The sequence below is a fragment of the Mycolicibacterium neworleansense genome, assembly GCF_001245615.1.
GTDB classification, from domain to species: Bacteria; Actinomycetota; Actinomycetes; order Mycobacteriales; family Mycobacteriaceae; genus Mycobacterium; species Mycobacterium neworleansense.
In genome coordinates this window covers 309,184-334,807 of the sequence record NZ_CWKH01000001.1, presented here as the reverse complement: position 1 = coordinate 334,807, position 25,624 = coordinate 309,184, and the positions used below count along the sequence as shown (strand labels likewise).

General features: G+C 66.1%; 30 protein-coding genes and 2 tRNA genes. 16 read left to right on the top strand and 16 right to left on the bottom strand.

The annotated features are described in order from the left end of the window. Positions 1-378: 378 nt before the first annotated feature. The 5 genes from clpP2 to BN2156_RS01560 all read right to left on the bottom strand — a co-directional run bounded on the left by clpP2 (position 379) and on the right by BN2156_RS01560 (position 4,304). Positions 379-1,002, bottom strand: a complete 624-nt coding sequence (gene clpP2, locus BN2156_RS01580; protein ID WP_407661713.1) for an ATP-dependent CLP protease proteolytic subunit ClpP2 — start codon at positions 1,000-1,002, stop codon at positions 379-381. A 32-nt stretch (positions 1,003-1,034) separates the two neighbouring features. Next, positions 1,035-1,637: an ATP-dependent Clp protease proteolytic subunit gene (locus tag BN2156_RS01575; RefSeq protein WP_019345228.1), complete on the bottom strand. Its 603-nt coding sequence runs from the start codon at positions 1,635-1,637 to the stop codon at positions 1,035-1,037. Positions 1,638-1,743: 106 nt separating this feature from the next. After that, entirely contained in the window at positions 1,744-3,111 is a 1,368-nt protein-coding gene (gene tig, locus BN2156_RS01570) for a trigger factor (protein ID WP_090509503.1), read from the bottom strand. Next, a complete protein-coding gene (rarD, locus tag BN2156_RS01565; protein ID WP_159402811.1) occupies positions 3,108-4,169 on the bottom strand; it encodes an EamA family transporter RarD in 1,062 nt (353 codons plus the stop codon). The genes tig and rarD overlap by 4 nt, the downstream gene beginning before the upstream one ends. Before the next feature lie 58 nt (positions 4,170-4,227). Beyond that, positions 4,228-4,304 (bottom strand) — tRNA-Pro (locus tag BN2156_RS01560). Positions 4,305-4,431: 127 nt separating this feature from the next. Between BN2156_RS01560 and BN2156_RS01555 the strand changes: the two genes are divergently transcribed. Next, positions 4,432-4,505, top strand: a tRNA-Gly gene (locus BN2156_RS01555). 44 nt (positions 4,506-4,549) lie between these two features. On the opposite strand, the gene BN2156_RS01550 is transcribed toward BN2156_RS01555, so the two are convergent. Both BN2156_RS01550 and BN2156_RS30840 read right to left on the bottom strand, forming a co-directional pair. Then, the gene (locus tag BN2156_RS01550) at positions 4,550-5,074 is read right to left on the bottom strand and encodes an MBOE_33420 family protein (RefSeq protein WP_090509498.1); all 525 of its coding nucleotides are present in this window, start codon (positions 5,072-5,074) and stop codon (positions 4,550-4,552) included. Between the two features lie 4 nt (positions 5,075-5,078). Further along, positions 5,079-5,225 carry a hypothetical protein gene (locus BN2156_RS30840; RefSeq protein ID WP_090509496.1) on the bottom strand — a complete coding sequence of 49 codons (147 nt, stop codon included), beginning with the start codon at positions 5,223-5,225 and terminating at the stop codon, positions 5,079-5,081. 164 nt (positions 5,226-5,389) lie between these two features. Between BN2156_RS30840 and BN2156_RS01540 the strand changes: the two genes are divergently transcribed. The 6 genes from BN2156_RS01540 (at position 5,390) to BN2156_RS01515 (ending at position 9,329) form a co-directional block, all read left to right on the top strand. Beyond that, positions 5,390-5,671 (top strand): GlsB/YeaQ/YmgE family stress response membrane protein, encoded by a 282-nt coding sequence (locus BN2156_RS01540; protein ID WP_090509493.1) that lies wholly within the window; start codon positions 5,390-5,392, stop codon positions 5,669-5,671. Between the two features lie 266 nt (positions 5,672-5,937). Next, entirely contained in the window at positions 5,938-6,456 is a 519-nt protein-coding gene (locus tag BN2156_RS01535) for a hypothetical protein (protein WP_090509491.1), read from the top strand. Further along, entirely contained in the window at positions 6,453-6,635 is a 183-nt protein-coding gene (locus BN2156_RS01530) for a maleylpyruvate isomerase family mycothiol-dependent enzyme (RefSeq protein WP_090509490.1), read from the top strand. Before BN2156_RS01535 ends, BN2156_RS01530 begins: the two co-directional genes overlap by 4 nt. Beyond that, positions 6,632-7,120, top strand: a complete 489-nt coding sequence (locus BN2156_RS01525) for a hypothetical protein (protein ID WP_090509487.1) — start codon at positions 6,632-6,634, stop codon at positions 7,118-7,120. The genes BN2156_RS01530 and BN2156_RS01525 overlap by 4 nt, the downstream gene beginning before the upstream one ends. A gap of 169 nt (positions 7,121-7,289) precedes the next feature. After that, positions 7,290-8,477 (top strand): serine hydrolase domain-containing protein, encoded by a 1,188-nt coding sequence (locus BN2156_RS01520; RefSeq protein ID WP_090509486.1) that lies wholly within the window; start codon positions 7,290-7,292, stop codon positions 8,475-8,477. A gap of 51 nt (positions 8,478-8,528) precedes the next feature. Then, positions 8,529-9,329 carry a hypothetical protein gene (locus tag BN2156_RS01515; protein WP_090509482.1) on the top strand — a complete coding sequence of 267 codons (801 nt, stop codon included), beginning with the start codon at positions 8,529-8,531 and terminating at the stop codon, positions 9,327-9,329. An 18-nt stretch (positions 9,330-9,347) separates the two neighbouring features. On the opposite strand, the gene BN2156_RS01510 is transcribed toward BN2156_RS01515, so the two are convergent. The 4 genes from BN2156_RS01510 to BN2156_RS01495 are packed head-to-tail and all read right to left on the bottom strand — an operon-like array spanning position 9,348 to position 12,924. Next, positions 9,348-11,033, bottom strand: coding sequence for a cation:proton antiporter (locus BN2156_RS01510; protein WP_090509480.1), 1,686 nt, complete (start codon positions 11,031-11,033; stop codon positions 9,348-9,350). A gap of 37 nt (positions 11,034-11,070) precedes the next feature. After that, positions 11,071-11,865, bottom strand: a complete 795-nt coding sequence (locus BN2156_RS01505; protein WP_090509478.1) for an Fpg/Nei family DNA glycosylase — start codon at positions 11,863-11,865, stop codon at positions 11,071-11,073. 3 nt (positions 11,866-11,868) lie between these two features. Next, positions 11,869-12,348 carry a ribose-5-phosphate isomerase gene (locus BN2156_RS01500; protein WP_090509476.1) on the bottom strand — a complete coding sequence of 160 codons (480 nt, stop codon included), beginning with the start codon at positions 12,346-12,348 and terminating at the stop codon, positions 11,869-11,871. 21 nt (positions 12,349-12,369) lie between these two features. Next, positions 12,370-12,924 (bottom strand): TetR/AcrR family transcriptional regulator, encoded by a 555-nt coding sequence (locus BN2156_RS01495; RefSeq protein WP_090509474.1) that lies wholly within the window; start codon positions 12,922-12,924, stop codon positions 12,370-12,372. Between the two features lie 79 nt (positions 12,925-13,003). Between BN2156_RS01495 and BN2156_RS01490 the strand changes: the two genes are divergently transcribed. Continuing rightward, positions 13,004-13,933 (top strand): aldo/keto reductase, encoded by a 930-nt coding sequence (locus tag BN2156_RS01490; RefSeq protein WP_407661712.1) that lies wholly within the window; start codon positions 13,004-13,006, stop codon positions 13,931-13,933. On the opposite strand, the gene BN2156_RS01485 is transcribed toward BN2156_RS01490, so the two are convergent. Genes BN2156_RS01485 through BN2156_RS01470 form a run of 4 tightly spaced genes read right to left on the bottom strand, consistent with a single transcriptional unit; the run spans position 13,886 to position 17,411 of the window. Further along, the gene (locus BN2156_RS01485) at positions 13,886-14,845 is read right to left on the bottom strand and encodes an isopenicillin N synthase family dioxygenase (protein WP_090509469.1); all 960 of its coding nucleotides are present in this window, start codon (positions 14,843-14,845) and stop codon (positions 13,886-13,888) included. The two genes, BN2156_RS01490 and BN2156_RS01485, sit on opposite strands and share 48 nt — an antisense overlap. Continuing rightward, positions 14,842-15,282, bottom strand: a complete 441-nt coding sequence (locus tag BN2156_RS01480) for a nucleoside deaminase (protein WP_090509467.1) — start codon at positions 15,280-15,282, stop codon at positions 14,842-14,844. Before BN2156_RS01480 ends, BN2156_RS01485 begins: the two co-directional genes overlap by 4 nt. Further along, on the bottom strand, positions 15,279-16,676 hold the full coding sequence (locus BN2156_RS01475) for a purine-cytosine permease family protein (RefSeq protein WP_090509464.1): 1,398 nt from the start codon (positions 16,674-16,676) through the stop codon (positions 15,279-15,281). The genes BN2156_RS01480 and BN2156_RS01475 overlap by 4 nt, the downstream gene beginning before the upstream one ends. 60 nt (positions 16,677-16,736) lie before the next feature. After that, on the bottom strand, positions 16,737-17,411 hold the full coding sequence (locus BN2156_RS01470) for a GntR family transcriptional regulator (RefSeq protein WP_090509461.1): 675 nt from the start codon (positions 17,409-17,411) through the stop codon (positions 16,737-16,739). A 203-nt stretch (positions 17,412-17,614) separates the two neighbouring features. Here BN2156_RS01470 and BN2156_RS01465 point away from each other — a divergent pair, with 203 nt between their 5' ends. Genes BN2156_RS01465 through BN2156_RS01430 form a run of 8 tightly spaced genes read left to right on the top strand, consistent with a single transcriptional unit; the run spans position 17,615 to position 24,890 of the window. After that, the gene (locus BN2156_RS01465; protein WP_090509459.1) at positions 17,615-18,430 is read left to right on the top strand and encodes a transporter substrate-binding domain-containing protein; all 816 of its coding nucleotides are present in this window, start codon (positions 17,615-17,617) and stop codon (positions 18,428-18,430) included. 33 nt (positions 18,431-18,463) lie between these two features. Further along, complete coding sequence (locus BN2156_RS01460; RefSeq protein ID WP_090509457.1) at positions 18,464-19,126, top strand: amino acid ABC transporter permease; 663 nt, start codon at positions 18,464-18,466, stop codon at positions 19,124-19,126. Beyond that, entirely contained in the window at positions 19,126-19,833 is a 708-nt protein-coding gene (locus BN2156_RS01455; RefSeq protein ID WP_090515335.1) for an amino acid ABC transporter permease, read from the top strand. The genes BN2156_RS01460 and BN2156_RS01455 overlap by 1 nt, the downstream gene beginning before the upstream one ends. Further along, positions 19,830-20,558: an amino acid ABC transporter ATP-binding protein gene (locus BN2156_RS01450; RefSeq protein ID WP_090509455.1), complete on the top strand. Its 729-nt coding sequence runs from the start codon at positions 19,830-19,832 to the stop codon at positions 20,556-20,558. Before BN2156_RS01455 ends, BN2156_RS01450 begins: the two co-directional genes overlap by 4 nt. Position 20,559: 1 nt before the next feature. Further along, positions 20,560-22,149, top strand: coding sequence for an N-acyl-D-amino-acid deacylase family protein (locus BN2156_RS01445; protein ID WP_090509452.1), 1,590 nt, complete (start codon positions 20,560-20,562; stop codon positions 22,147-22,149). 37 nt (positions 22,150-22,186) lie between these two features. Further along, a complete protein-coding gene (locus tag BN2156_RS01440) occupies positions 22,187-23,323 on the top strand; it encodes a mandelate racemase/muconate lactonizing enzyme family protein (protein ID WP_090509450.1) in 1,137 nt (378 codons plus the stop codon). Continuing rightward, positions 23,320-23,934 carry a bifunctional 4-hydroxy-2-oxoglutarate aldolase/2-dehydro-3-deoxy-phosphogluconate aldolase gene (locus tag BN2156_RS01435; protein ID WP_065461802.1) on the top strand — a complete coding sequence of 205 codons (615 nt, stop codon included), beginning with the start codon at positions 23,320-23,322 and terminating at the stop codon, positions 23,932-23,934. Before BN2156_RS01440 ends, BN2156_RS01435 begins: the two co-directional genes overlap by 4 nt. Then, the gene (locus tag BN2156_RS01430) at positions 23,931-24,890 is read left to right on the top strand and encodes a sugar kinase (RefSeq protein ID WP_090509448.1); all 960 of its coding nucleotides are present in this window, start codon (positions 23,931-23,933) and stop codon (positions 24,888-24,890) included. The genes BN2156_RS01435 and BN2156_RS01430 overlap by 4 nt, the downstream gene beginning before the upstream one ends. Here the strand turns inward: BN2156_RS01430 and BN2156_RS01425 are convergent. Continuing rightward, positions 24,887-25,504: a mycothiol-dependent nitroreductase Rv2466c family protein gene (locus tag BN2156_RS01425; protein WP_090509446.1), complete on the bottom strand. Its 618-nt coding sequence runs from the start codon at positions 25,502-25,504 to the stop codon at positions 24,887-24,889. The two genes, BN2156_RS01430 and BN2156_RS01425, sit on opposite strands and share 4 nt — an antisense overlap. Positions 25,505-25,624: the final 120 nt, after the last annotated feature.

The window sequence follows — 25,624 nt, the reverse complement described above, 5'->3', positions numbered from 1 at the left end:
GTCGTAACGCCACTTGCTGGGTTACCTCGGGCGTAAACCCGACGCTACCCGTTCGTTCCGTCGCGGTGCGACCGATAGGGCCGAATCGCTCTGGTGGTATTTGTTCGTGTGCAGGAGAACATATCTCTCCTGGCGGCTCGTCACCCGTCGGCACGCTGACTGTGTCCTTGGCGTGTCGTTGCGAAGCGACGGCGAATAGCCGAACGGTGTGGTCAATACGTGGCATTCGCCTCGATCGACGATACCGGGGACCACTCTGATGCCGCCGCAACCGCAGGTCAGCGGGATTTGCAACCTCCCCCGCGACGACGCACGCCCCGCACCGGAGGTGACCGGGCAGGGCGTGTGTCATCGGGCGGGAAGTTGCCGTTGGAAGTGCTAGCTGGTCTGGGCAGACAGCTTGCGGTACTCCAGGACGGTGTCGATGATCCCGTAGTCCTTGGCCTCGGCAGCGGTCAGGATCTTGTCGCGGTCGGTGTCCTTGCGGATGACCTCGGGATCCTTTCCGGTGTGGCGGGCCAGGGTGGTCTCCATCAGGGTGCGCATCCGCTCGATCTCGGCGGCCTGGATCTCCAGGTCCGAGAACTGCCCCTGGATCACCCCGGACAGCGACGGCTGGTGGATCAGCACCCGGGCGTTCGGCAGGGCCAGACGCTTACCCGGGGTACCGGCGGCCAGTAGCACCGCGGCGGCCGAGGCGGCCTGTCCCAGGCACACCGTCTGGATGTCGGCGCGCACGTACTGCATGGTGTCGTAGATCGCCATCAGCGACGTGAACGAGCCACCCGGCGAGTTGATGTACATCGTGATGTCGCGGTCGGGATCCAACGACTCCAGCACCAGCAGCTGGGCCATGATGTCGTTGGCCGACGCGTCGTCCACCTGCACGCCGAGGAAGATGATGCGTTCCTCGAACAGCTTGTTGTACGGGTTGGATTCCTTGACGCCGAAGCTGCTGTGCTCGATGAACGACGGCAGGATGTAGCGGGCCTGCGGCTGCATGCGGGCGTCCAATGACGGATGAATCTGATCGGTCATTTGTCTAGTCCTGCCGTCGGGCCCGAACCGTTGAGGTTGGCACTGGTGATGATGTGATCGACGAAGCCGTACTCCAGAGCCTCCTGCGCGGTGAACCAGCGGTCACGGTCGGAGTCGGCCTCGATCTGCTCGACGGACTTGCCGGTGAACTCCGCGTTGAGCCGGAACATTTCCTTCTTGATGACGTGGAACTGCTCGGCCTGGATGGCGATGTCCGCGGCACTGCCGGTGACGCCACCGAGCGGCTGGTGCATCAGGACCCGGGCGTGCGGCAGGGCGTGACGCTTGCCCTTGGTGCCCGCGGCGAGCAGGAATTCACCCATCGAGGCCGCCATGCCCATCGCGTAGGTGGCGACATCGCAGGGTGCCAGCACCATCGTGTCGTAGATGGCCATACCGGCGCTGATCGAGCCGCCCGGCGAGTTGATGTAGAGGTGGATGTCCTTGGTCGGATCCTCCGCCGACAGCAACAGGATCTGCGCGCACAGCTTGTTGGCGATGTCGTCGTCCACTTGGGAACCCAGGAAGATGATCCGCTCGGCAAGCAAGCGCTCATAGACGGAGTCGACGAGGCTGAACCCGCTCCCGTTCGAACGCATGTCAGTCACGACTGGATACCTGCTTTCTCTCACGCGTTGGTACTGACGACACTAACGAAACTGGGGCGCCACGCACTCCCGTACGGGGGCGCGTTCGCTCACAGCGTCATTCGGCGGCGTCGGTGGCTTCCTCGCCCTCGGCCTGGGCAGCCTCGGCCGGACCGAAGAACTCCGTGGTGTCGATCACGGTGCCGTCGGTGTCGGTCACGGTGGCGGCGTGCACCACAGCGGCGATCGTCAGGCCGCGACGCACGTCGGCGAACATGGCCGGCAGCTGGTTGTTCTGCTGCAGGATCTGGATCAGCTGCTGGGGCTCGATGCCGTACTGACGCGACATAAGCACCAGACGCTCGGTGAGGTCGTTCTGGCCGACCTGGATGTCGAGCTTGTCGGCGACCGCGTCCATCAAAAGCTGGGTCTTGACCGCCTTTTCGGCGTTCGTCTTGTTCTCGGCGTCGAATTCCTCACGGCTGCTGCCCTGTTCGGTCAGCTGCTCGGCGAACTTGTCCTCGTCGTGGTCGAGGCCGTGGATCGCGTTGTGCAGGGTGTCGTCGATCTGAGCCTGAACGATCTTCTCCGGCAACGGAACTTCGGTCTGCTCCAGCAGCGCCTCGATCGCCTTGTCGCGGATCTGCTCGGCCTGCTGCACGCTCTTGACCCGGCGCACCTGGTCGGTGAGGCTCGCCTTGAGCTCATCGATGGTGTCGAATTCGCTTGCCAGCTGGGCGAAGTCGTCGTCAGCCTCGGGCAGCTCGCGCTCCTTGACCGATTTCACGGTGACCGTCACCTCGGCGTCCTTACCGGCGAACTCACCGGCGGCCAGCTTGGTGGTGAAGACCTTGGACTCGCCGACCTTCAGACCGGTGATCGCGTCGTCGAGGCCCTCGATCAGCTGACCGGAACCGACCTCGTGCGACAGGCCCTCGGTGGCGGCCTCGGGCACCTCGGTGCCGTCGACGGTGGCCGACAGGTCGATCGAGACGAAGTCGCCTTCCTGTGCACCGCGCTCGACACCGGTCAGGGTGCCGAAGCGGGCCCGCAGCGACTGCAGCTCGGCGTCGACCGCCTCGTCGTCGACCTCGATCGGGTCGACGGTGATCTTGAGCGCGTCGAACTCGGGCAGGGTGATTTCGGGGCGCACGTCGACCTCGGCGGTGAACGCCAGCTCCTGGCCGTCCTCCAGCTTGGTCACCTCGATCTCGGGCTGACCCAGCGGCTTGACGTCGGAGGCCGTGACGGCCTCGCTGTAGCGGCTCGGCAGCGCGTCGTTGACGACCTGCTCCAGCACGGCACCGCGGCCGACGCGGGCCTCCAGCAACTTGCGCGGGGCCTTGCCTGGGCGGAAGCCGGGCAGGCGGACCTGCTGAGCGAGCGCCTTGAACGCGCGATCGAAATCGGGCTCAAGCTCGGTGAAGGGCACCTCCACATTGATGCGCACCCGGGTGGGGCTCAACTGCTCAACCGTGCTCTTCACTCTTGCGCTCCTAGATATCTTTCTCTGGATGTCTTCGTCGTACCGGCGGTCGCGTCGGGGAGACAGGATGTGGTCTCTCGAACGACGCCCGTAGTTCGCGACCAGGGTAGTTGACTCGACGCAACCCCCAGTAATCGGCATCCTTCCTCGTTACCGTCGTTACCGTCCAGGGGTTCGGCCGGTTTACGGCCGGTGGTCCGGAAGCCACCGATGGCCAGGACTGTCAACGCGACTGCCAGCAGTGCGTACACCACCGCGTCGAGCCCGGTCAGCCGCTCACCGAGCATCAACGCCACGCCGAACAGCAGCACTGGTTCGACGTAGGTCAACAGCCCGAAGACCGGCATGCTCAGCAGGCTGGAGGCGGCGACGTATGCCGCCATCGCCACCGTGCCCGCGAGGCCCACCGCCACCACCGCCGCATAACCGCTCCACGACGATGCGCCGCGGCAGACGACGATGAGCAGCACCGCCACCGGAACTGTCAGCGCAACCTCGACACCGAACGCAGTGGGACTGTCCAGACCCACGCGTCGCCGCACACCGAAGTACAGCGCGTACCCGATGCAGACCACGAACGTGACCCACGAAACTGCGCTCGTGGCAACGACTTTCAAGACCACAGCGGCGAGTGCCACCGCCGCGGCCACCCACTGCAAAGCCGATACCGATTCCTTGAAACCGATCCGGCCCACAAGAACCAGGACGATGGGCAGCAGCAAGTACCCCAGTGAAGCGTCGAGCGCATGTCCGTGCACCGGAGCCCAGCTGAACAGCCACATCTGTGCCGAAACCAGGAAGCTCGTGACGGCGAAGATCATCGGCATCCACCAGGCCCGGGTGAGGGTGCGCCACAACTCGGCGAGTGACCGGCGGCCGGCCGGGCTGATCAGCACGAGGAAATAACAGGCCGTCATGATGAGCATGCGCCAGCCGAACACCGCCTCCGGGGAGGCGTCGACCACGCCGGAGAGGTAAAAGACCACCCCGAACAGCCCGCTGGCCAGCAACGAATAGCCGACTCCACGGGCCGGAAGATCGCCCGAGTCGTGTGTCAACAATGGTCCACTCGTCGTTTCGTATTGGCCGGCGAGCCGAGACCGGACCTTTGCCGGATGGTCGGGGTGACAGGATTTGAACCTGCGGCCTTCCGCTCCCAAAGCGGATGCGCTACCAAGCTGCGCTACACCCCGCGGTGCACGGTCGATCCGCAGGCGAATAACCGGCGAAAGGACCACGCGAGATACTACGGCCTCGACACGTGCGGCATCCAATTGGATTTGAGCGGGCACACACCGGTACAGTGCTGATGCTGCACATGCGGGCGTAGCTCAATGGTAGAGCCCTAGTCTTCCAAACTAGCTACGCGGGTTCGATTCCCGTCGCCCGCTCCACAAGAACCGCCCTCACGGGCGGTTTTTTGCTTGTCAGGCGGTCATCACCGCCCGGCGCCGCCCTGTGGTGGGTCGATCGGTGTCAGCGATATCGGCAGCCAATGGGTACCAGGCCCTTCCCCCGGGCAGCCGGCTCCCCCGATGACGAGCGTGCGCTCGCCGGCGAAGCTGCCGTCAGGGTTCGGGATCCAGTAGTCCGACCGATGGGCCTGCACGGCGCTACCGGGGTCGCTGCGGTCACAGAAGTAGGGATACTCCCCGCCCGTCTCCCAACGGTCGCCGTTCCATCTGTACTCATAGGCCTCGGGGGCACCCGGGTTGCGGGCGTGATCGTCCGAATTGTCCATCCGCGCAACACATCCGTCGACGTCACAATGCGTGGTGAATTCGGCAGGCACCGTTATCGAATTCATCGGCGTCGGCAGGCCGTTGAACGTCTGCTTCGAGAAGTCGATGAACAAGTCGTAGAACCCGTACAGCGGCGGTGGTTCACTGCGCTCCGCATGTGCGACCGGCGCCCCCAGCGCCAGAACGCTTACGGCGAGGGCTATTCCAATCGTGTTTCTCATAGCGCTAGTAGTCCTTGTCATCGTCGCGGTGTGCCGCCTCGATGACCTCGGGAGGCGCCGGCTTTTGGAGCCAGGCACGAATGCGCAATAGCCCACCGGCGACGACGCCGACGGCGAATACCGCGACGAGTACCCACAACACGGTGGTCATGGCATCGAATTATCCTGCCCCGCCACGCACTGCGGCGAATTACTCACGAGTAGGCCACCGCTGGGTATCGCGCGCGTCTCAACACTGGCCGACTGTCGAAAATCAGAGGAAAGTGATGTGTATCACACCGCTCGCAAGAAGTCGGTTGAACGAAAGGCAACGAAATGATCGGAGCAATTATCACCGCAGTCGTCGTCGGTGCGATTATCGGCGCACTCGCACGACTCATCATGCCCGGTCGGCAGAATGTCAGCACACTCATGACGGTCGTGCTCGGCATTGCCGGAGCCCTTATCGGGTCCTGGCTCACCGCCGCCGTTGGATACAGCAACTCGAACGGCGGATTTGCAATCGTCCCGTTCGTGGTCGGCGTCGTAGTCGCCATTGTCCTGATCGCGGTTTACACGGCCCTGACGGGACGACGCGGCACACCCATAGGTCACTGAGTCAGAACGCCGCCGACTCCGCCGATCCTCCCCCGCGATCGGCGGAGTCGGCGGCGCATATGCCGTGACAGAGCGAATGCGTATTCCCCGCCAGACATTTCGCCGATAATCGCTGTGCCGAAATTCGCACCGCTGCCCGACAATACAAATCTGGGGAGTTCTCGGCCACGCATCCGACCGAATCGCCGGCGCCCGGGCACCGTCTTCGATCGCGACCTGATTAGATCTCGTTGACTGAGTCAGGTTTTCGAGCGACGGGGGCGCCGATGAACTATCCGCAAGGCGGCAGTTGGCAGCACATGCCGCCGAACATGCCGCCTCCGCCCTACCCCGGCCAGCCCTACTCCCCCGGCTACTACGCGCCGCCGCAACCGCCCAAGAAGAAAAAGACCTGGCTGTGGATTCTGCTCGCGGTCCTGACCGTCGTCGTGGTGGCCGTCGGCGGCGGCATCGCCTTCGTCGTCGTCAAGTCGAAGGCACATAACCGCGAGATGACTCTTACCTTGGAGGTCACAGGCACCGGCAGAGCCGGAGTCTGGTACACGCCCGACCTCACGGTGAAGCAGGTCGACCTGCCATGGAGCGCAGAGATCACGATTCCCGAATCTGACAGCTTCGAGCTCGACGTCGGTCGTATCAACCGTGACGCTGCCATCACCTGCACCGTGAGCATCGGCGGCAGGGAGATCGTCACCAACACCTTGCAGCCCTCGGACACGCTTGGAATCCTCATATGCAAGGCAGAGCTTGATAGCCACCTGAATCCTGTATTGACCACCGGATGATCACCGTCCGTTCCCTGGCTCGCAGGCAACGCCGGGAATTCGCAGATCTGCTGGACGACCTGAGCCCTCAACAGTGGCAGGCACCCACATTGTGCGGAGGCTGGAATGTCCGCGACGTCGTCGCGCACACGATCAGCTGCGCGGGACAATCCAGCCCCGACGGAAGAGGGCGTGAATGAGCTATCCGCAGAGCGGTAACGGTTGGCAGCAGATGCCGCCGAACATGCCGCCCCAGCCTCCGCCGTACCCGTCGCAGCAGTACCCCGGCTACTACGCTCCACCGCCGACGAAGAAGACAAAGATCTGGCTGTGGGTCCCGCTCGCGATCCTCGCGGTTGTCGGCCTGGCCGTCGGTGGCGTATTCGGCTTCAAGTATTACGAACTGAACCGCACCGTCACCTACACCTACGAGGTCACCGGCACCGGCGATACCGCATTGGTCAGTTACGGGCACGACGGCCGCGGTGTCACCGAGGCAACCGAAGTCCCGCTGCCGTGGAGCAAGACTTTCGAGGGGACGCGCCGCTCAGATTTCCAGCTGACCGCAAACGCGCCTTATGGCGAAACAGTGACGTGCACGGTCAGCATCGACGGCTCGGTCGTCGTTACGAAGACCGAGCCCAGCGGCCCATGGGCCGCGTGTACAGGCCAGTACTACGACTGATTCCACGGTCTCGGTTCGGCGTCAAATCGGCGCTGACCCGAAGCCAACCTCGTAACAATCCGTGCGCTCGGGTCGATTCAGTCAACGGGCCGGCCCTAGCATCGGGCAGTGACGTGTTTCGGCATTCTGCCGAGCCATCACCCACACCGTTCGCCCCGCTGGAGGACCGTTGAGAAGTCGGCCGATCGATACGATCGACGGCTTCTGCACGTCCGAATTCACCCGGGTGCGCGATGCCTTCGAGGACAACTTCGCCCACCACCATGAGGTGGGCGCGGCTGTCGCGGTCTGGGTCGAGGGCGATCTGGTGGTGAATCTGTGGGGCGGATCAGCCGACGCCGCAGGCACCCGGCCATGGCGGCAGGACACCCTGGCCAGTGTGTATTCGGGATCCAAGGGCCTGTTGAGCACCTGCATCCACCTCTTGGCCGACCGCGGCGAGATCGACCTGGATGCGCCGGTGGCCCGCTATTGGCCGGAGTTCGGCCAGGCCGGAAAGCAGAACATCACGATCGCGATGGTGCTGGGCCACCGCTCCGGGGTGATCGGACCCCGCGAACCGATGAGCTGGCAGCAGGTGACCGACTGGAACGCGGTGTGCGCCCGGATCGCCGCCGCGACGCCGTGGTGGCCGCCGGGCAGCGCGCAGGGCTACCAGGTGGTGACATTCGGCTTCATCCTCGGCGAGGTGGTGCGCCGCGTCACGGGCCGCACCCTGGGCCAGTACCTACGCACCGAGATCGCCGAGCCGTTGGGCGCCGACATCCACATCGGCCTGCCGGCCTGGCAACATCACCGGTGCGCGGAGATGGTGAACAAGCCGTCCGTGCGCAGCCTGCTGGCCGACAACCAGGTCAATCAACCACCGATTTCCCTCGACGACCATCCGATGGCCGGCTGGGCGGTGTCGATGGATTTCGTTCCGGATGACGAGTTGGGTGTGCAAGCCCTCGACCTCTGGCGCGCCGCGGAGTTCCCGAGCACCAATGCGCATGTCTCCGCGCTCGGCATGGCGACGTTCTACAACGCCCTGGCCCAGGAGAAGCTGCTGACCCGCGAGCACATGGAGCGGTGCCGGATCTCCCAGGGCGGGTTTGACGCCGACATGGTTCTGGGGGCGCGGGTCGCCGATCACGGCTGGGGCCTGGGCTACATGCTCAACCAGCGCGGTGTGGCCGGCCCGAACACCGGCATCTTCGGGCACGGCGGTTCGGGCGGCTCGTTCGCGTTCGTCGACCTGGAACACCGGATCGGCTACGCCTACGTGATGAACTACTTCGACGCCACCAAGTGCAATGCCGACCCGCGCACCGTGGCGCTGTCCAACGAGGTGTACTCCGCTCTCGGCGTAATTTGAGTTCTCTTCGAGGACCCTGAATCCCCGTTTTCCGTCGGTACGCTGGACGCCATGAACAGCGTTTTGCTGGTACTCATCGTCCTTGTCATCGCCGCGATCGCGTTCGCCGTCTACAGCTCGTCAAAGGCCAACGGTCGGCGCTCGGCGGAGTCCCTGGCCGATGCCAAGGCTGATGCCCGCCGCCTGATCGAGCGTCTCGGCGGGCAGGTGCTGAACCTGACCGGTTCCGACGATGCCTCCAAGCAGGCGTTGGCCGACGCCTCCGAGCGGTACACCGCGGCGTCCTCGCAGATCGATCAGGCGACGACGGCCAAGCAGGCGGCACTGGCCAAGGAGAGCGCCATCGAGGGGCTCTACTACGTGCGCGCGGCGCGCACCGCCATGGGGATGGATCCCGGCCCGGAGTTGGAGTCGTTGACCGGGCAGCGCGCGGCCGGTGCGGTGACCGAGGATCGGCGGATCAACTTCGAGGGCCGCGAGATCGAGGCCTCGCCGACCCCTTCGGAGCGCACCCCGAACTATTACCCCGGTGGCCGCGTGGCCGGACGTCCGGTGCCGGCGGGCTGGTACTCCGAGCCGTGGTGGAAGCCGGCGCTGGTGGCCGGCGCCTGGGGCCTGGGCTCGGTGCTGTTGTTCGATGCGATGTTCTCCGGTATGCACGGGGTCGACTATGGCGCGCAGGGTTTCGAAAACGGTTACGGTGACGGCTATTCCGACGGTTTGGCCGCGGGCCAGGACGCCGGCGGCTTCGACGGTGGCGACGCCGGCGGTGGCGACTGGGGCGGTACGGACGCCAGCGGCTGGGACGGCGGCGACTTCGGCGGTGATTTCGGAGACTTCGGCGGGTTCTGACCCTCTGCCGAGCAGAGCCTAGAGGCGGCTCTCCAGACGCGCCGACACACCGGCCTCCTGCAGGTCCAGGCGCTCCAGCATGGCCCGCACCGCCTCGTCCTCGATCCGGCCTTCATCACGCTCGGTGATGAGCGCACCGCGTTGCGCGGCAAGCACATCGCGGTACAGACCCGAGAACACCGCGGCCCGTTTGGTGAGCGCCTCGGGGTCGGGCATCTCGTCGGCATCCTGCGAATGCCGGGCGATCACCGCGCGAATCTCGGTCACCACACGTGGATCCAGGCCGTCGGGAGGGTCTGCCTCGAATGCGTCGAGCACCTCGTCGGCCGCATCATGCACCACGCGTTCGGCCTTGAGTTCCTCCTCGCGGTCGGCGGCGTGGTCGTCGCAGAACCGGGACAGGTTCAGCCTGCGGATCAGCACCGGCAGGGTCCAGCCCTGGATCAGCAGGGTGCCGACGCTCACCGCGAATGCGATGGCCTGGATGGTGGCGCGTTCGGGGAAGGGCTCGCCCACGGCCGTCGTCGCCGGGATCGCGGCGGCCGCGGCCAGTGTCACCACGCCACGCATCCCGGTCCAGGACACCACCACGTTCTCGCGCCAGCTCAGTGACCGACGGTCGATCATCCTGCGCCAGCGCGCTTTCGGCTTTCGGTCGCGCCGGCCGAGGGCCCCGCGGGCGCCATCGGGCACCGGCACGCTGAACTTGCTCTCCACGTGCCGGGACAGCTTGTTGCGGCCGAACATCAGGAACACCGACAGCGGGCGGATCACCAGCACGATCAGCAACACGATCACCGAGGCGACCGCGACGACGGTCAGTGACTCGTGGGCTTCGTTGAGGTCCTGCAGCACGAAACGGAGATGCAACCCGATGTAGGCGAACACGAACGCCTCGAGCAGCACGTCCACCGAATTCCAGACATAGCGTTCCTGCAGTCGCGTCTGGTACCCCGCACTCATCGCACCATTGCCCACCACGAAGCCGGCGACCACGACCGCCAGCACCCCGGAGGCATGCAACTCCTCGGCGGTGATGAATGCGGCGAACGGAACCACCAGACCCTGAACGGTTTCCAGTCCCGGGTTGTCCAGGTGCTTGCGGATCCACAGCGTCACGTAGCCCAGCAGGGCCCCGACCACCGGGCCGACGGTGGCGCTGTACCCGAACAGCAGGAAGGGATTCTCGATGAACGTGTGGCTGCCGGCCACCTGGGCCACCGCGATGGAGAACAGGGTCAGCGCGGCGGCGTCGTTGATCAGGCTCTCACCGGTGAGGATCGCCATCACCCGTTTGGGCAGGCCGAGTTTGCGCCCCACGGCGACGGCGGTGACGGCGTCCGGCGGCGCGACGATCGCGCCCAGTACCAGTGCCAGTCCGAATGTGAGTGGCACCAGCACCAGCCAGGCCGACACCGCCGCCACGGTGAACGCCGTCACCACGACCAGTCCGACGCCCAGGCCAAGGATCGGGCGGATGTTGCGGAAGAACGTCGGGAAGGAGAAATCCAGGGCTGCCGAATACAGCAGCGGTGGCAGGACCACCGTCAGCAGGATGTGCGAATCCAGTTCGGGCGGTTCGAAGCCCGGCAGGAACGACACCACGCTGCCGATCACCACGATGATCAGGGCGGGTTCCATCCCACGGCGATGCGCGATTGCTGTGACGAGGATGGCTCCGACGACGACGAGGATCAATTCCACCCGGGAATTGTCCCGTGCCCGTGCCGGCGCCGCGCGCTCACACCTGGCAGTCGGGGCACCAGAACAGGTTGCGGGCCTCCAGTTCCGCGGTGCGCACCGTCGCGCCGCACACCCGGCAGGCCTCCCCTGCCCGGCGGTAGACGTAGGTGCGGGGGCGCCCCGGACCGTATGACGGGGCCCCGTGATCGTGCTCTGGGCGGACGACGACGATCTTGCCGCGACGTACGCCGACCTTCATCAGCTCGACGAGATCGGTCCACATGGCACTGAATTCGGCCTGACCCATCTGAGTGCCGGGCCGGTACGGATTGATGTGATGCCGGAACAGCAGCTCACTGCGGTACACGTTGCCGACGCCGGCGATCACCGACTGGTCCATCAGCAGCGCACCGATTGACCTGCGCGACTTACTGATTCGCGCCCAGGCCAACCCGGGATCGGCATCCTTGCGCAGCGGGTCGGGACCGAGCCGCGCGACCACGTCGGCGATCTCGGGCTCGGCGATCACCTCACATACGGTGGGGCCGCGCAGGTCGGTGCCGTACTCGGTGCCCACGATCCGCATCCGGACCTGGCCGACCGGCAGTCCCAGCGGGATCGGTGCCTCGGTGAACGTCCCGTACAGGCCGAGATGGATGTGCACGACGTGTCCACCGGCGTAGTGGTGGAACAGGTGCTTGCCCCAGGCGTCGGCCTGTTTGAACACCTGGCCGTTGACCGCGGCCGCACCGTCGGCGAAGCGCCCCTGCGGGCTGGACACCAGGACCGGCGCGCGGCCGAAACGCTTCTGGTGCAGCCGGGCCAGCCGGTGCAGGGTGTGCCCTTCGGGCATCGATCAGGCAGGCGCGCCGGGAACCGGCGGCGCCACGTGATCCTTCTCGTATTCGGCCAGGATGTCGATGCGGCGCTGGTGGCGCTCGGCCTCCGACCACGGCGTCGACAGGAACGCGTCGACGATGGCCAGCGCTTCTTCCTCGGTGTGCATGCGACCGCCGAGGCCCATCAGCTGCGCGTTGTTGTGTTCGCGGGCCAGCTTGGCGGTCTCGACACTCCAGGCCAGGGCGCAGCGGGCGCCGGGCACCTTGTTCGCGGCGATCTGCTCACCGTTGCCCGAGCCGCCGAGCACGATGCCCAGGCTGCCCGGATCGGCGACTGTCCGGACCGCCGCGTCGATACAGAACGCCGGATAGTCGTCATCGGCATCGTAGGTGTAGGCACCGCAGTCGATCGGCTCGTGGCCGGTCTTCTTGAGATGCTCGATGATGGTCTGCTTGAACTCGAATCCGGCGTGGTCGGCACCGATGTAAACGCGCATGGCGGTAACCCTAACGCGTCATCAGGTCGCCACCGCACCAGCTCGGATACCTGCCAGGAGCAGATCGAGCATTCGCTGCGCCTGCTCGGGCGAGCCGCTGGCCAGGAAGATCCCGAGCAGGCTGGACACCACGTCCTCGGCCCGCACGTCGGCGCGCAGGCTGCCATCGGAGGTACCGGCATCGAGCAGGATCTGGACCGCACCGGTGATGCTCGCCTTGGTATCGCGGTGGTCGACCGTGCCGGATTCGAAGATGGTGCGCAGCGATTCGGCCATGCCCTTCTTGGCCGCGACGAAGGTCGCGTAGCGGTCCATCCACCGGCGCAGAGCCACGTGCGGCGGGTACCGGCCGGATAGGTCGGCCGCGGAGGCGGAGACTTCGGCCAGCTCAGCGCGGTAGACGGCCTCGATCAGGGCCTCGCGGCTGGGGAAGTGACGGTAGAGCGTCCCGATGCCGACACCGGCGTCACGGGCGATGACCTCCAGCGAGACGGGCCCGTCCGACGCGGCGAACGCTGCCGCGGCGGCCGCGAGCAGGCGCTCCCGGTTGCGCCGCGCGTCAGCCCGTTCAGCCATAGCGGAGGCTCCTCCGTTTTGCTAGCGTACAAAGCGGAGGACCCTCCGCATCGCTGTCAGTATGATATTCCAGGAGCGCATCGTGAGCACATCGCACCCGGGCGGCACCGGCACCATCGGCGGGCACACCGTGGCGCGGATCGGCTACGGCGCCATGGGTCTGGGGCACGTTCTCCCTCAGGACGACGCCACCGCCGTGTTGCGCCGCGCGGTCGAGCTGGGCGTCAACCACATCGACACCGCCTCCTTCTATGACGACGGCGTGGTGAACCGGCGGATCCGCGACGCACTCGCCCCGTACCGAGACGATCTGGTGATCGTCAGCAAGGTCGGCGCCCGGCCGGCCTCCGGGCCCGTACCGCTGGCGCTCGCCCAGCATCCGGCCGACCTGCGCGCGGCCGTCGAACTGGACCTGGCCGGTCTCGGACTGGAGCAGATTCCGATCGTGAACCTGCGCCGCGCCGACATCGGCCCCGGGCTCACCGCCGAAGGTGACCAGATCGTCGATCTCGACGATCAGTTGGCCGAGATGATCGCGCTGCGTGACGAGGGCAAGATCGGCGCGATCGGCATCAGCAATGTCGACCTGAACACCCTGCGCCGTGCGCTGCCCGCCGGAATCGTGTGTGTACAGAACGCCTACAGCCTGCTCAACCGCAGCCATGAGGACGAATTGACGCTGTGCCTCGAAGAAGGCATCGCCTGGGTGCCGTTCTTCCCGCTCGGCTCGGCATTCCCGGGTTTTCCGAAGGTCGCCGAACACCCTGTGGTGCAACGGATTGCCGCGGATATCGGCGCCGGCGGCGCCCAGGTCGGACTGGCATGGTTGCTTGCCCATGCTCCCAACACCCTGCTCATCGCCGGGACGACGTCGATTGCCCATCTGGAACAGAACCTGGCCGCCGGCGACCTCACGCTGAGCGAGCGACAGCTGGCCGAACTCGACAGCGTCGACGCGAAACTACCCCAGGGTGATGGCGTCCAGGCGTTCCTTGATGAAGGCCGATGACGTCACCGGTTCCAGGCCGACGATCTTGCCGATGGGCGGTTCCAGTGGGGTGACGAGTGCATCGTGGTTGGCCTCGTAGAAGTAGATCAACGAGACCAGGTCCTCCTCGGGGGCATGCGGCTGCGGTGGCAGTACCCGGTGCCGGCCCGACGGCCAGCGGCGGCCACTCCAGTACTCCAACAGGTCACCGATGTTGACCGTGAGCGATCCCGGCTCCCACGGGGCGTTCTCCCAGCCCTCCTGCTCGGAGTGGACCTGCAGTCCTCCGGCGCCGGGTTCGCGGTCGAGGATCGTCACCGTGCCGAAGTCGGTGTGCGGGCCGATGCGGAACTGGCCCGGCTCGGGCTCCCCCACCACGCTGACCGGTGGATAGTGGTTGATGTTCATGGTCCAGGTCGGCCGGTCGGCCAGGGCGACAAAGGGATTGGCCGGCAATCCGAGGGCGTGGGCGAACAGGGCCAGCAGATCGTCGGACACTTTGCGCATGGCGGCGGTGTACTCATCGACCAGCGCCTGTAGCGCGGGCACCTCGACCGGCCACACGTTGGGCGCGAACCAGATCCGGTCGACCTCCGGGTCGCCGGTGGCGGTCTCGGCGCCCAGGCTGTAGCTCTCCTTCAGATCGGGTGGGGTCTCGGTGCCCTCGGCGTAACCGTTGGCTTCCGCGCCCGGCCCGATCCAGCCGTGCCCGCCGACCGGCACCGAGTAGCGCTGCTTGACCTCGTCGGGCAGCGCGAAGAACTCCCGGCTGGCGGCGCGGACCTTGGCCGCCAGATCGGGGTCCACCCCGTGGCCGGTGACGACGATGAACCCGGCACGCTGCAGGCCGGCGTCGACCTCGGCGGCAACCGCGTCGGCCTCGGCACCGCCCGCGTACCAGCGGGCCAGGTCAATTGTTGCTATCGCGCTCATTCCCCGATGTCCTCCGCCCACAGATCCGGCCGCTCGGCGATGAATTTCTCCATCATCGTCACGCAGCGTTCGTCGTCGAGCAGGGTAACCGCCACCCCGTGCTCGGCCAGCCAGTCATGACCACCGGTGAAGGTGCGGCTCTCCCCGATCACCACGGCACCGATGTTGAACTGGCGGACCAGGCCGCTGCAGTACCAGCACGGCGAGAGTGTGGTCACCATGATCGTGGACCGGTAGCCGCGCTGGCGCCCGGCGGCCCGGAAAGCGTCGGTCTCGGCGTGGATCGACGGGTCGTCGTTCTGCACGCGACGGTTGTGTCCGGCGCCCAGCAATGTGCCGTCCGAACCGAACAAGGCAGCACCGATCGGAATGCCGCCTTCGGCCAATCCTTTTCGCGCTTCCTCGACGGCGACGTCGAGCATCTGTTCCGGGTTCACGCCGCCACCGCCCGTTCCGTGGCGAGCTTGGACCGGCACAACACGAGGTAGCTCGCACCGGCGATGAGGAATCCGACGAAGAATGTGATGTCACCCAATTGCGGCACCTCGCGGGCGATGTATCCGACGAACTTCGCCTGGTTGCAGAACAACGCCACCGACACCACCAGGCCGATGAGGAACGACACCAGACCCGGCCAGTTGGTGTAGGTGCGGTCGTAGAGGAACTGTGCGACGGGTGCGTCCCCGCGCAGGTATTCGTCGGCGAACACCACGCCGAGCCACGGTCCGATCCAGTACGCGATGATCAGCAGGAAGGCCTCGTAACTCGCGGCGGCGTCGGCCAGCGCCCACCAGGCGATGAGAAATCCGACGATGCCGAAGAACGCGGTGGCCAGCGCCCGGGCGATGTGATGCGGCAGCTTGATTCCGATGGTCACGAAAGCCATTGCGCCCGAATAGATGTTGATCGCATTGGCGGCTACCGCCCCGATCGCGATCGCCAGCAGCGTCAGGCTCGCCAGCCACGGGGCCAATTCCGAGGTGAATGCCGTGGTCGGGTTGTCGGAGACGGCGGGGCCGATGGTCACCGAGGCCGCACCCACGGTCTGCAGCAACATGCAGGACACGAACAGCCCTGCGGCAGCGAAGAACCCGGTGCGTGGCCCGGCCTCGGCCCGCGGCAGGTACCGGGTGTAATCGGCGGCGTACGGCGCCCACCCGGCGACATAGCCGAAGGCAGTGCCCACCGTGAGGAGGAAGCCGCCCATGCCGCCGACCCCGCCGCTGACCGCGGGCGCGCCGAGATCGGCCTTGGTCAGGATCACCACCGAGGTCATCGCGAAAATCACCGCGAGCACGGGGAAAGCCCACCGCTCGAAGGCCTGAACCAGGTTGTGGCCGAACACCGCCAGCGCGGTCTGCACCACGACGACGAGCACCAGGGCCAGCACCGGCGCGATGCCGAACAGGGTGGACAACGCGAAGGCGCCGCTGACACTGTTGGTGGCGAACCAGCCGATGCCGGCGGTCACCGTCATCAGCAGCGAGGGCACGGCGTTGCCCTTGAAGCCGAAAGCCAGCCGTCCCAACACCATCTGGGGTACGCCGTGCAACGGCCCGCGCTTGGACAGGAAGTAGTGGGCGAGCGCCCCGAGCCCCGTGCCCAACGCCAGGCCGGCCACGGCCTGCCAGAACGTCATGCCGTAGACGGAGACCGCCAGCACGCCGAGGAATATCGTGGCGAACTCGAGGTTGGGCGAGGTCCAGGTCCAGAACAGCTGGCTGGGCTTGCCGTGCCGGTCGGCCTCGGCGATGTGCTCGTTGCCACCCGGCTCGACGGCTGCGATCCGGTCGCGATAGGAACCGTCGGTACTGGGCTCAGCCGCTGTCATGCGTACACCGTGGCGTGAACCGCGGCCCAACGCAAGCTGAATGCGGAGATTCGTTGGCGGTCAGTCGGGCTCGGCGACGGAAAGCAATTCGCGGGCGCTGGTGACGATGTGGTCATGGAGCGTAGAGCGGCGCACCTCCGGGCCGCCGGTCTTGATCGCGTGCAGTAGCGCACGATGCTCCTCGGGTATCGCCGACATGCTCTCGTGACGCCTGGCGAGCCGGTGGATCTGCATCCGTATGCGCGGTTGGACACTGGCCCACAGCTGCATCGCATGTTCCGAGTGAGCGCTCTTGACGATGGTCTCGTGAAACAGCACGTCGAGTTCGTTGAGCAGATCCAGGTCGTCACGCGTCGCGGCATCGTCCATGAGCGCTACGAGCCGTTGCAACTCGGACAGCACGGCTGGATCGGCGCTTGCCTTCTCCACCGCGAACTGCTCGATCGACAACCGCACGGGCAGCAACACTCCCAGCAGTTCGTCGGCGCTCACCGTCGCCACGAATGCCCCGCGGTTGGGGATGTGATGCACCAAGCCTTCACTTTCCAGCTGCCGCAGGGCTTCGCGCACCGGACCGGGGCTGGTGCTCAGGTGCGCGGCCAGCACATCCTGCTTGAGTTGCGCACCGGGCGCCAGGCCGCCTTTCACGATCTGTTCGCGCAGCCAATCCGCGATCTGATGCCGTCGCGACGCGGGCAACGGGACGACCGGCAGTGGTTTCAGCGCCTCCGTCAACGGTCGTTCTCCTTTACAAACGGTCACCGGGCTCGCCCAGTGGCGTCAATCCTAGGCAGCCGGTTGCGCCCGTTCCGGCGCAGACGCTGCCACTTTCCGCTATTGCGCAGATTACAGATTATAGATAATCTCTGATCCATCCAGAACCGGGCACGGACATCATCCGGCCTTTATCTGAAAAACCTTCTGAACAAAGGACATTCATGCGTAGAGCCCTCCGCGTCGTGTTCGTCGCCCTCGCCGCCATCACCGCGTTGGCGTTGGCCGGGTGTACGTCGTCGGGTCAGACCGGCACCGCCCAGAGCAGCGTCCTGACCAAGGTGCTGACCTCCAAGAAGATCACCGTCGGGGTCTTCGCGGACGCCCCTCCATATGGCGTGATGAACAGCTCGGGTGACTACGAAGGCTTCGACATCGACAAGGCCAGAGCGCTCGCCGACTCCCTCGGTGCCAGAGTGGAATTCGTCAGTGCCACCAATGCCAGCCGCATTCCCATGCTGGAGACCGGAAAAGCCGACGTCATCATCGCCGCGCTGACCAACCTCGACGAACGGGCGCAGGTGGTCGCGCTCACCCGGCCGTACGCGTCAGAAGGACAACTGGTCGTGGTGCCCACGGACAGCCCGATTCGCAGCTATGACGACCTTGCCGGCCGCACCGTCGCCTCGACCCGCGGCAGTGTGCCCGCCACCATCTTGGAAGCCGAATTTCCACAGGCCAAGCCCAGCCTGTTCGAAGCCGTTGCCGACTCCATCCAAGCCCTGCGCAGCGGGAAGGTGGACGCGCTGATGGAGAGCACGGCGGTGGTCGCCGGCGTCCGCGCGAGCCAGGGTGATGCGGTACGGGTGCTCGACGCTCCGCCACTCGCGCCGTCGTTCGTGTCCTTCGGCATCAAGATGGGCGACCAGCTCTGGCTCAACTACCTCAACAACTTCATCATGAACTACAACATCAGCAAGGCCGCCGAGGAGTCCTACAACAGCTGGCTCGGCATGGACGTCCCTGCTCTCATCAAGTAAATCGCTGCATCCCAACATCTTTCAGGACAACACATGCAGCTCTACTACGGGGACCTGATCCCCTATCTCCCGCCACTGCTCAAAGGCCTCGCGGTCAGCATCGGGGTGAGCCTGGTCGCAGCAGTAGCCGGCGGCGCATTCGGAATCCTGCTCTACACCGGGCGCACCTCCCGAGTGAGTGCCTTGCGGGCCGCGTCGTCGACCTACATCGAGATCATCCGCAACACCCCATTGCTGTTGCAGCTCTACCTCGTCTACTTCGCACTCCCCCAGGCCGGGGTCAACCTCGACCCGGTCGCGGCGGGCATCCTCGCGCTCAGCATCAACAACGCGGCGTACATGGCCGAGATCTATCGCGCCGGCTTTCAATCCGTACCCGCCGGCCTGCGCGAAGCGGGTGCGGCACTGGGGCTCAGCGCACGTGACACGTTCTGGCGGGTGCTGTTCCCACCCGCGATGCGAAATGTCCTGCCAGCCATCACCAATCAAACCATCCTGCTGTTCCTGGCGTCCTCGATCACGTCGGTCGTATCCCTACCCGACCTCATGCACGTGATGATGGGAATCACCTCGACCACGTTCCGCACCATCGAGGCGTTCACCGTCGGCGGCCTGCTCTACTTCGCGGTCGCGTTCCTCATCGCGAGCCTGTCGCGAATCGCCGAAACCCGGCTCATCAAGTGGAAGGTGGCGTGATGTTCGAAGGGCTCGGCACCCAACATCTCGCGCTGATCTGGCACGGTGCGCTCGTGACGCTCCAGATCTGCGCGTTGTCAGTACTTTTCGGCGGCATCCTGGGAATTGCCATCGGCCTGATGTCCACCGGAACGATCCGCGCCGTGCGATGGGTCTCCGCCATCTACGTCGCGGTGATCCGTGGCATCCCGGTGCTGCTGATCATCTTCTTCGTCTACTTCGGTATACCGCTGATGACCCCAGGCAGCAGTCTCTCGGAGTACTGGGCCGCGGTGATCGCGCTGTCGGTGTTCGCCTCGGCCTACATCGGTGAGCTCGTGCGCGGCAGCATCCAAGCCGTTCCCCGTGGACAGTTCGAGGCCGCCGACGCACTCGGGCTGTCCTACGCACAGCGCATGCGCTGGGTGATCCTTCCACAGGCCGCCCGGGTGATCGTGCCCCCCGGTGTCGGGTTCCTGGTGGTCCTGATCAAGGACAGCTCGCTTGTCGCGGTCATCGGTCTCATCGAACTGACTCGCGCAGGCAACGTGGTCAGCTCGCTGACCGCCGATCCGATCACCACCTATCTCATCGTCGGTACCGGCTACTTCGTGATCTGCTACGCGCTCTCGTCGCTGGGCCGCCGATACGAACGAAGACTCGGCGTCCACATCAAGGCCCCCGACGTCGGCGAAACCCTCACCCTCACCACAGGAGCGAACAAATGATCGAGGTCGACGGACTACGGCTGAGCTTCGGCGACACCGAAGTGCTGCACGGCGTTTCGTGCCGGGTGACCGAGCGCGAGGTGGTGTGCATCATCGGCGCATCCGGCTCGGGCAAAAGCACGCTGCTGCGCTGCATGAACGGCTTGGAGCGGCCGTCACACGGCACCATCGTAATCAACGGGCACATGTTGGGACCCGAGGAGAAGACCGCCGACCTCGCCGTGGTGCGCCGCGACGTGGGCATGGTGTTTCAGCACTTCAACCTCTTTCCGCACATGACCGTCATCGAGAACATCGCGCTGGCACCGCGGCGGGTACTGGGTCGCACCAGGAGCGAAGCCGAGGAACGGGCGCGCACCCTGCTCAGTCGCGTGGGATTGGCAGACAAGGCCGGCATGTATCCCGATTCGCTGTCGGGTGGCCAGAAACAGCGCGTGGCCATCGCCCGCGCACTGGCCATGGATCCGACGATCATGCTGTTCGACGAGCCCACCTCGGCGTTGGACCCAGAGATCGTCGGAGAGGTGCTGGCGGTGATGAAAGACCTCGCCGCCGACGGTATGACGATGGTCGTGGTGACCCACGAGATGGGCTTCGCCCGCGAGGTCTCCGACCGGGTGATCTACATGGACAAGGGCACTATCGTCGAAACCGCCAGCCCGACATCGATGTTCACCTCACCGCAGGAGACCCGCACTCAAGAGTTCCTGAGCAAGGTGCTCTGACGTGCCGGCACTGGACTACTTGCTGACGGGCGCAGACATCGTCGACGGCACCGGGACGCCCACACGACGCGCCGATGTCGGCATACGCGGGGACCGCATCGCATTCGTCGGGTTGTCGCCCGACGTCCGAGCGGTCACCACGCTCGACTGCACGGGCATGATCATCACGCCAGGACTGATCGATCCGCACAGCCACAGCGATTGGTCGGTGCTGGGCAATCCCGACGCGTTGAGCACGATCCACCAGGGCGTCACGACCGAAGTGGTCGGCAACTGTGGTGTCACGTATGCCCCGATCGGCGCGGACGATGTCGACCCGACCGCGGGCGCACTGCGCGCCATGGGTTACGACGGTCCGGTCGACTGGCGCAGCTTCGGCGAGTTCGTGCAGCGGGTCCACTCCGGTCCGACAACGCAGAACCTCATGTGGTTCGTCGGGCACACCGCGATTCGCGGCGCCGCGCGGTCGGCCACCGACCCACTGCGCACGCAGATCCGCCTGCTCGAGGAGGCGATGGAGGCCGGCGCGATCGGCTTCTCCAGTGGACTGGAGTACGGCTCAGGACGTTTCGCGGCCACTGAGGAGCTCATGGCGCTCGCCCAAACGGCGGGCCGACGGGACGGCATGTATGCCAGCCACATCCGAAACCGCGACGCCGAACTCGACACCGCCGTGGACGAGTTCTTCGCCGTCGTCGACGGAGGGCAGATACGGGCTCAACTGTCACACCTGAATGTGCGTCATGACACCGGCGCACAATCCGGCGCCTGGGAGCGCGCGGCCGAGCGCGTTGTCACCGAACGGCAGCGTGGAACCGACGTGCTGGCTGACATGACTCCCTACCCGCACGGCATCGGCATGGCCACCGGATTGCTGCCGGGATGGTTGGCCGAACGTCCCGCCGACGAGGCCGCCAAGCTGCTCAAGGACCGGGAAGTTCGGGAACAGGTCCGCCGGGACAGCGACCGTTACTGGCGGTTCCTGCACCGCGGCCAATGGCACCGTGTGCGGCTCGGCGTCAGCCCGACCCACCCCGACTGGGAGGGACTGTCGTTCACCGAGATTGCCGAGCGCCACGGCACCGACGAGTGGGAGTGCCTGTTCGACATTCTCACCGCGGCGGGTGCCGACATGGGCAGCGTGCAGCTGATCGGAGAGCTGTTCACCCCGGACCACCTCGCCGAGGCGATCGCGCACGACCACTTCCTGCTCGGGGTCGACGCGTTCACCACGTGCCGACACGGAGTCCTCGACAGCCGGACCCGCAATCCCCTCTTCTACCACGGTCATACGCACTACCTGGCCCACCACGTGCCGGCCGGCACGCTGTCGTTGGAGACGGCCATCCACAAGATGACCGGCATGGTCGCCGGACATTTCGGCATGCGCGACCGGGGTGAACTGCGCGCGAGCGCGTTCGCCGACGTCGTCGTATTCGACCCGGCGATCCTCGACCGCACCGATACCTGGACGCTGCCCGCCCGATACGCCGACGCGGCCCGCCACGTCTGGGTGAACGGCGTACCCGTCGTCACCGACGCCGCCCACACGGGCCGCAGGCCCGGACTCATGCTCACCCACCGGCCGTGACAGCACGGCCACATCATTTTGAGGAGTACCAAACCACATGAAGATCACCGGCATTCAGACGTGTGGGCTGCGCGGCGCCACCCCGGAGGGAGGCTGGTCCAACGAACTGCGCCCCGACGATGTCGTGCACACCCTGGTCGCCGTCCACACCGACAGCGGCCTGGTCGGCATCGGCAGCGCCTTCACCACCGAGGGACTGGTCGCCGCGGCCGTGGATGTGCTTGCGCCGCAATTGATCGGACAGAGTGCGCTGGAAGCCGAGCGGCTCACCGAGACGTTGCATCAGAGCGCGTTCTGGATGGGCCGCGGCGGCTCACTCACTCACGCCACCAGCGCCATCGACATCGCGCTGTGGGATCTGGCCGGGCAGGCGCTCGGGCAACCGGTCGGGCGGCTGCTCGGCGGCCGCTACCGAGAACGGGTGCGACCCTATGCCTCGGTGCTCATGGACGAGGCACCGGTCATGACCGAAAATCTGGCGCAGCTGGCTGATCAGGGATTCACGGCATTCAAGATCGGCTGGTGGAAGTTCGGCCGCGTGGACAGCGAGACCGACGAGCGGACCGTGGCCGCGGCCCGCGAAGCCGTCGGCGACCACATGCTGGCCGTCGACGCCGGTGGTTCCGAGGCGTTCTTCCCGGGCGGGTTGTCGTGGGCCAAACGCACGGCCGACATGCTGGCCGATTTCGGCGTCGCATGGTTCGAGGAGGCGTTGGCGCCCGACGACGTCGACGGTTTCGTCGAGTTGAGGCGGCATTCCAAAGTGCCCATCAGTGGCGGTGAGGTTCTGACCCGTCGCCAGACATTCTTGCCCTTTCTCGATGCCGGGGCCTTCGACATCGTGCAGCCCGACACCACCAAGGGCGGCGGCCTGAGCGAGTCCCGCCGTATCGGTTGGGCCGCACAGGATCGCGGGGTGCGGCTGATCCCGCACGGCTGGAACACCGCGATCGGGTTGGCTGCCGATCTGCATCTGGCGTCGGCGCTGGCGGCCACCGACTTCGTCGAGTACAAGACCGGATCGGCCTATATAGACGAACTCGTCAGCGGCGGATGGGATCTCGACAGCGACGGCATGCTCGCGGTGCCGGATGGCCCGGGGCTCGGCGTCACCCTGGACCGGACCGCGCTGGAGCGCTACGGCACCCGCCCGACGTTCGCCGATGCGCGATGAGCGAGGTGTTCGAGCACCGGGTGATCCCGCTGGCGACCGTGCGGGATCCAGGCCACGTCGACGCGATCGGCGACGGGCTCGTCAACGGTGGTCTGCCGGTGGTCGAGGTGGCATTGCGCGGCGAGTACGGCCTGGCCGCGATTCGCCGGCTCGCAGCCCGCGGTGATCTTCTGGTCGGTGCCGGCACGGTCCGGTCGGGTGCGCAAGCCCGCGATGCCATCGAGGCGGGCGCGCGGTTCGTGGTGTCCCCCGGGCTGGATCCGGAGGTGGTGCGATGCGTCGGGCAGGCCGGACTGGCGGTCATTCCGGGCGTCCTCACGCCGACCGAGGTGGACACCGCGGCCCGGCTCGGACTGCAGCGGGTCAAGTTGTTTCCGGCTACCGCAGTCGACACGCCGTCTCTGTTGTCGGCGTACACGGTGGTGTTCCCGGAAATGCTGTTCATGCCGTCGGCCGGTGTCACCTCCGCGAACATGGCTGAATTCCTCAGTCAGCAGGCGGTTTTCGCTGTCAGCGGCAGCTGGATCACCGCCCGGGCCGACGCCGGTGCCGACGCGGTGGCCGACGCGGCCCGCGAAGCCGTCGCCGTCGCGGAGCAGCTGGCGCGATGAACCCGACCTTCGATGTCGTCACCGTCGGGGAGAGCCTCGGCCTGCTTACGGCACCGCAGCCGGGGCGCCTGCACCACAATCCCACGCTGCGGCTGGGATTCGGCGGGGCCGAAAGCAACGTGGCTATCGGGGTGGCCCGGCTCGGCGGCACAGCAGCCTGGATCGGCCGGCTCGGTGCGGACAGTCTCGGCGAGTTGATCTTGCGTGAACTGCGGGCCGAAGGTGTGCACCCCTACCCCGTGCTCGATCTCGACACCGCGACGGCGCTCATGATCAAAGAACGTCCGCACCCCGGCGCGACCCGCGTGAGCTATTACCGCCGCGGACAAGCCGGCAGCCGGCTGCGACCGGCGGATGTCCCGATCGCGGTCGTCGCCGACACGAGAATCCTGCATGTCACCGGCATTTCGGCCGCCTTGGGTGAGTCCGCCCGATCGGCGGCCCACGCTGCGATCGACGCCGCAACCTCGGCGGGCGCATCGGTGTCGTTCGACGTCAACCACCGGAGCGCCCTGTGGAGTGACCAGCAGGCGGCAGCGGCGGCCTATCTCGAGCTTGCCCAGCGGGCTGACATCGTGTTCGCCGGAGAAGCGGAGGCCCAACTGCTCACCGGAGCCGATACCCCCCGGCGGCAACTCGACGCTCTGCTGAGCCTTGGCATCGACTGTGCGGTACTCAAGCGCGGGGCCGAGGGGGCAATGGCGGCCACGACCAAGGACCGGTGTGCGGCTCCGGCCGTCGCGGTCCCGGTGATCGACACTGTCGGCGCCGGGGACGCCTTCGTCGCGGGCTGGCTGGCCGAACTCGCCCGGGGCGCGACGTTGCGCCAGTGCCTCGACACCGCACTGGCTTGCGGTGCGTTCGCGTGCACCGGCGACGGTGACTGGGAGTCGGCTCCCAGCCGCGACGACCTGCAGTGGCTCCGTCGCGGCCCGGGCGATCCGGTTTCGCGCTAGTCGAACTCAGGCGCCTCCGTGCGGGAGCGCTTCAGCTCCCAGAAATGCGGATAGGACGCGAACGTCAGCGACGCGTCCCAGAGTTTGCCTGCTTCCTCGCCGCGCGGAATCTTCGACAGCACCGGACCGAAGAAGGCGACACCGTTGACGTGGATGGTCGGGGTGCCGACGTCGTCACCGACGGCATCCATGCCGGCATGGTGGCTCTTGCGCAGTTCCTCGTCGTACTTGTCGGTGGTGGCCGCCTCGGCCAATTCGGCGGGCAGGCCGACCTCCTCGAGCGACTGTGCGATGACCTGATCGAGGTCCTTGTTGTCCTGGTTGTGAATCCGGAACCCCATGGCGGTGTAGAGGGGTCCGAGGATCTCGGGGCCCTTGAGCTGCTCGGCGGCGATGGCCACCCGCACCGGTCCCCATGCCTTCCTCATCAGCTCCTGATAGTTCTCCGGCAGGTCACGGCCTTCGTTGAGCACCGCGAGGCTCATTACGTGGAACTGCACGTCGATATCGCGGACCTTCTCGACTTCGAGGATCCAGCGCGAGGTGATCCAGCACCACGGGCACAGCGGGTCGAACCAGAAACCGGCGGTGTCCTTCTGATCCTTCTGGGCCATCTGCGCGTCCTCTCGATGTGGTTCACGGCACAACTGCATTCAGCACAACTCTGCACCTGCACAGAGATGTTCCCGATCCGAGTAACTATCCGGCGATCGATTACGACAAGTTTGGTGACG

What these genes read in the sequence shown, in the direction of transcription:
- clpP2 (WP_407661713.1), bottom strand. Translation starts at nt 1,002, where the DNA reads ATGCAGCCGCAGGCCCGCTACATCCTGCCGTCGTTCATCGAGCACAGC.
- BN2156_RS01575 (WP_019345228.1), bottom strand. Translation starts at nt 1,637, where the DNA reads ATGCGTTCGAACGGGAGCGGGTTCAGCCTCGTCGACTCCGTCTATGAG.
- BN2156_RS01550 (WP_090509498.1), bottom strand. Translation starts at nt 5,074, where the DNA reads ATGAGAAACACGATTGGAATAGCCCTCGCCGTAAGCGTTCTGGCGCTG.
- BN2156_RS30840 (WP_090509496.1), bottom strand. Translation starts at nt 5,225, where the DNA reads ATGACCACCGTGTTGTGGGTACTCGTCGCGGTATTCGCCGTCGGCGTC.
- BN2156_RS01540 (WP_090509493.1), top strand. Translation starts at nt 5,390, where the DNA reads ATGATCGGAGCAATTATCACCGCAGTCGTCGTCGGTGCGATTATCGGC.
- BN2156_RS01535 (WP_090509491.1), top strand. Translation starts at nt 5,938, where the DNA reads ATGAACTATCCGCAAGGCGGCAGTTGGCAGCACATGCCGCCGAACATG.
- BN2156_RS01530 (WP_090509490.1), top strand. Translation starts at nt 6,453, where the DNA reads ATGATCACCGTCCGTTCCCTGGCTCGCAGGCAACGCCGGGAATTCGCA.
- BN2156_RS01525 (WP_090509487.1), top strand. Translation starts at nt 6,632, where the DNA reads ATGAGCTATCCGCAGAGCGGTAACGGTTGGCAGCAGATGCCGCCGAAC.
- BN2156_RS01515 (WP_090509482.1), top strand. Translation starts at nt 8,529, where the DNA reads ATGAACAGCGTTTTGCTGGTACTCATCGTCCTTGTCATCGCCGCGATC.
- BN2156_RS01505 (WP_090509478.1), bottom strand. Translation starts at nt 11,865, where the DNA reads ATGCCCGAAGGGCACACCCTGCACCGGCTGGCCCGGCTGCACCAGAAG.
- BN2156_RS01500 (WP_090509476.1), bottom strand. Translation starts at nt 12,348, where the DNA reads ATGCGCGTTTACATCGGTGCCGACCACGCCGGATTCGAGTTCAAGCAG.
- BN2156_RS01495 (WP_090509474.1), bottom strand. Translation starts at nt 12,924, where the DNA reads ATGGCTGAACGGGCTGACGCGCGGCGCAACCGGGAGCGCCTGCTCGCG.
- BN2156_RS01485 (WP_090509469.1), bottom strand. Translation starts at nt 14,845, where the DNA reads ATGAGCGCGATAGCAACAATTGACCTGGCCCGCTGGTACGCGGGCGGT.
- BN2156_RS01475 (WP_090509464.1), bottom strand. Translation starts at nt 16,676, where the DNA reads ATGACAGCGGCTGAGCCCAGTACCGACGGTTCCTATCGCGACCGGATC.
- BN2156_RS01465 (WP_090509459.1), top strand. Translation starts at nt 17,615, where the DNA reads ATGCGTAGAGCCCTCCGCGTCGTGTTCGTCGCCCTCGCCGCCATCACC.
- BN2156_RS01460 (WP_090509457.1), top strand. Translation starts at nt 18,464, where the DNA reads ATGCAGCTCTACTACGGGGACCTGATCCCCTATCTCCCGCCACTGCTC.
- BN2156_RS01455 (WP_090515335.1), top strand. Translation starts at nt 19,126, where the DNA reads ATGTTCGAAGGGCTCGGCACCCAACATCTCGCGCTGATCTGGCACGGT.
- BN2156_RS01450 (WP_090509455.1), top strand. Translation starts at nt 19,830, where the DNA reads ATGATCGAGGTCGACGGACTACGGCTGAGCTTCGGCGACACCGAAGTG.
- BN2156_RS01440 (WP_090509450.1), top strand. Translation starts at nt 22,187, where the DNA reads ATGAAGATCACCGGCATTCAGACGTGTGGGCTGCGCGGCGCCACCCCG.
- BN2156_RS01435 (WP_065461802.1), top strand. Translation starts at nt 23,320, where the DNA reads ATGAGCGAGGTGTTCGAGCACCGGGTGATCCCGCTGGCGACCGTGCGG.
- BN2156_RS01430 (WP_090509448.1), top strand. Translation starts at nt 23,931, where the DNA reads ATGAACCCGACCTTCGATGTCGTCACCGTCGGGGAGAGCCTCGGCCTG.
- BN2156_RS01425 (WP_090509446.1), bottom strand. Translation starts at nt 25,504, where the DNA reads ATGGCCCAGAAGGATCAGAAGGACACCGCCGGTTTCTGGTTCGACCCG.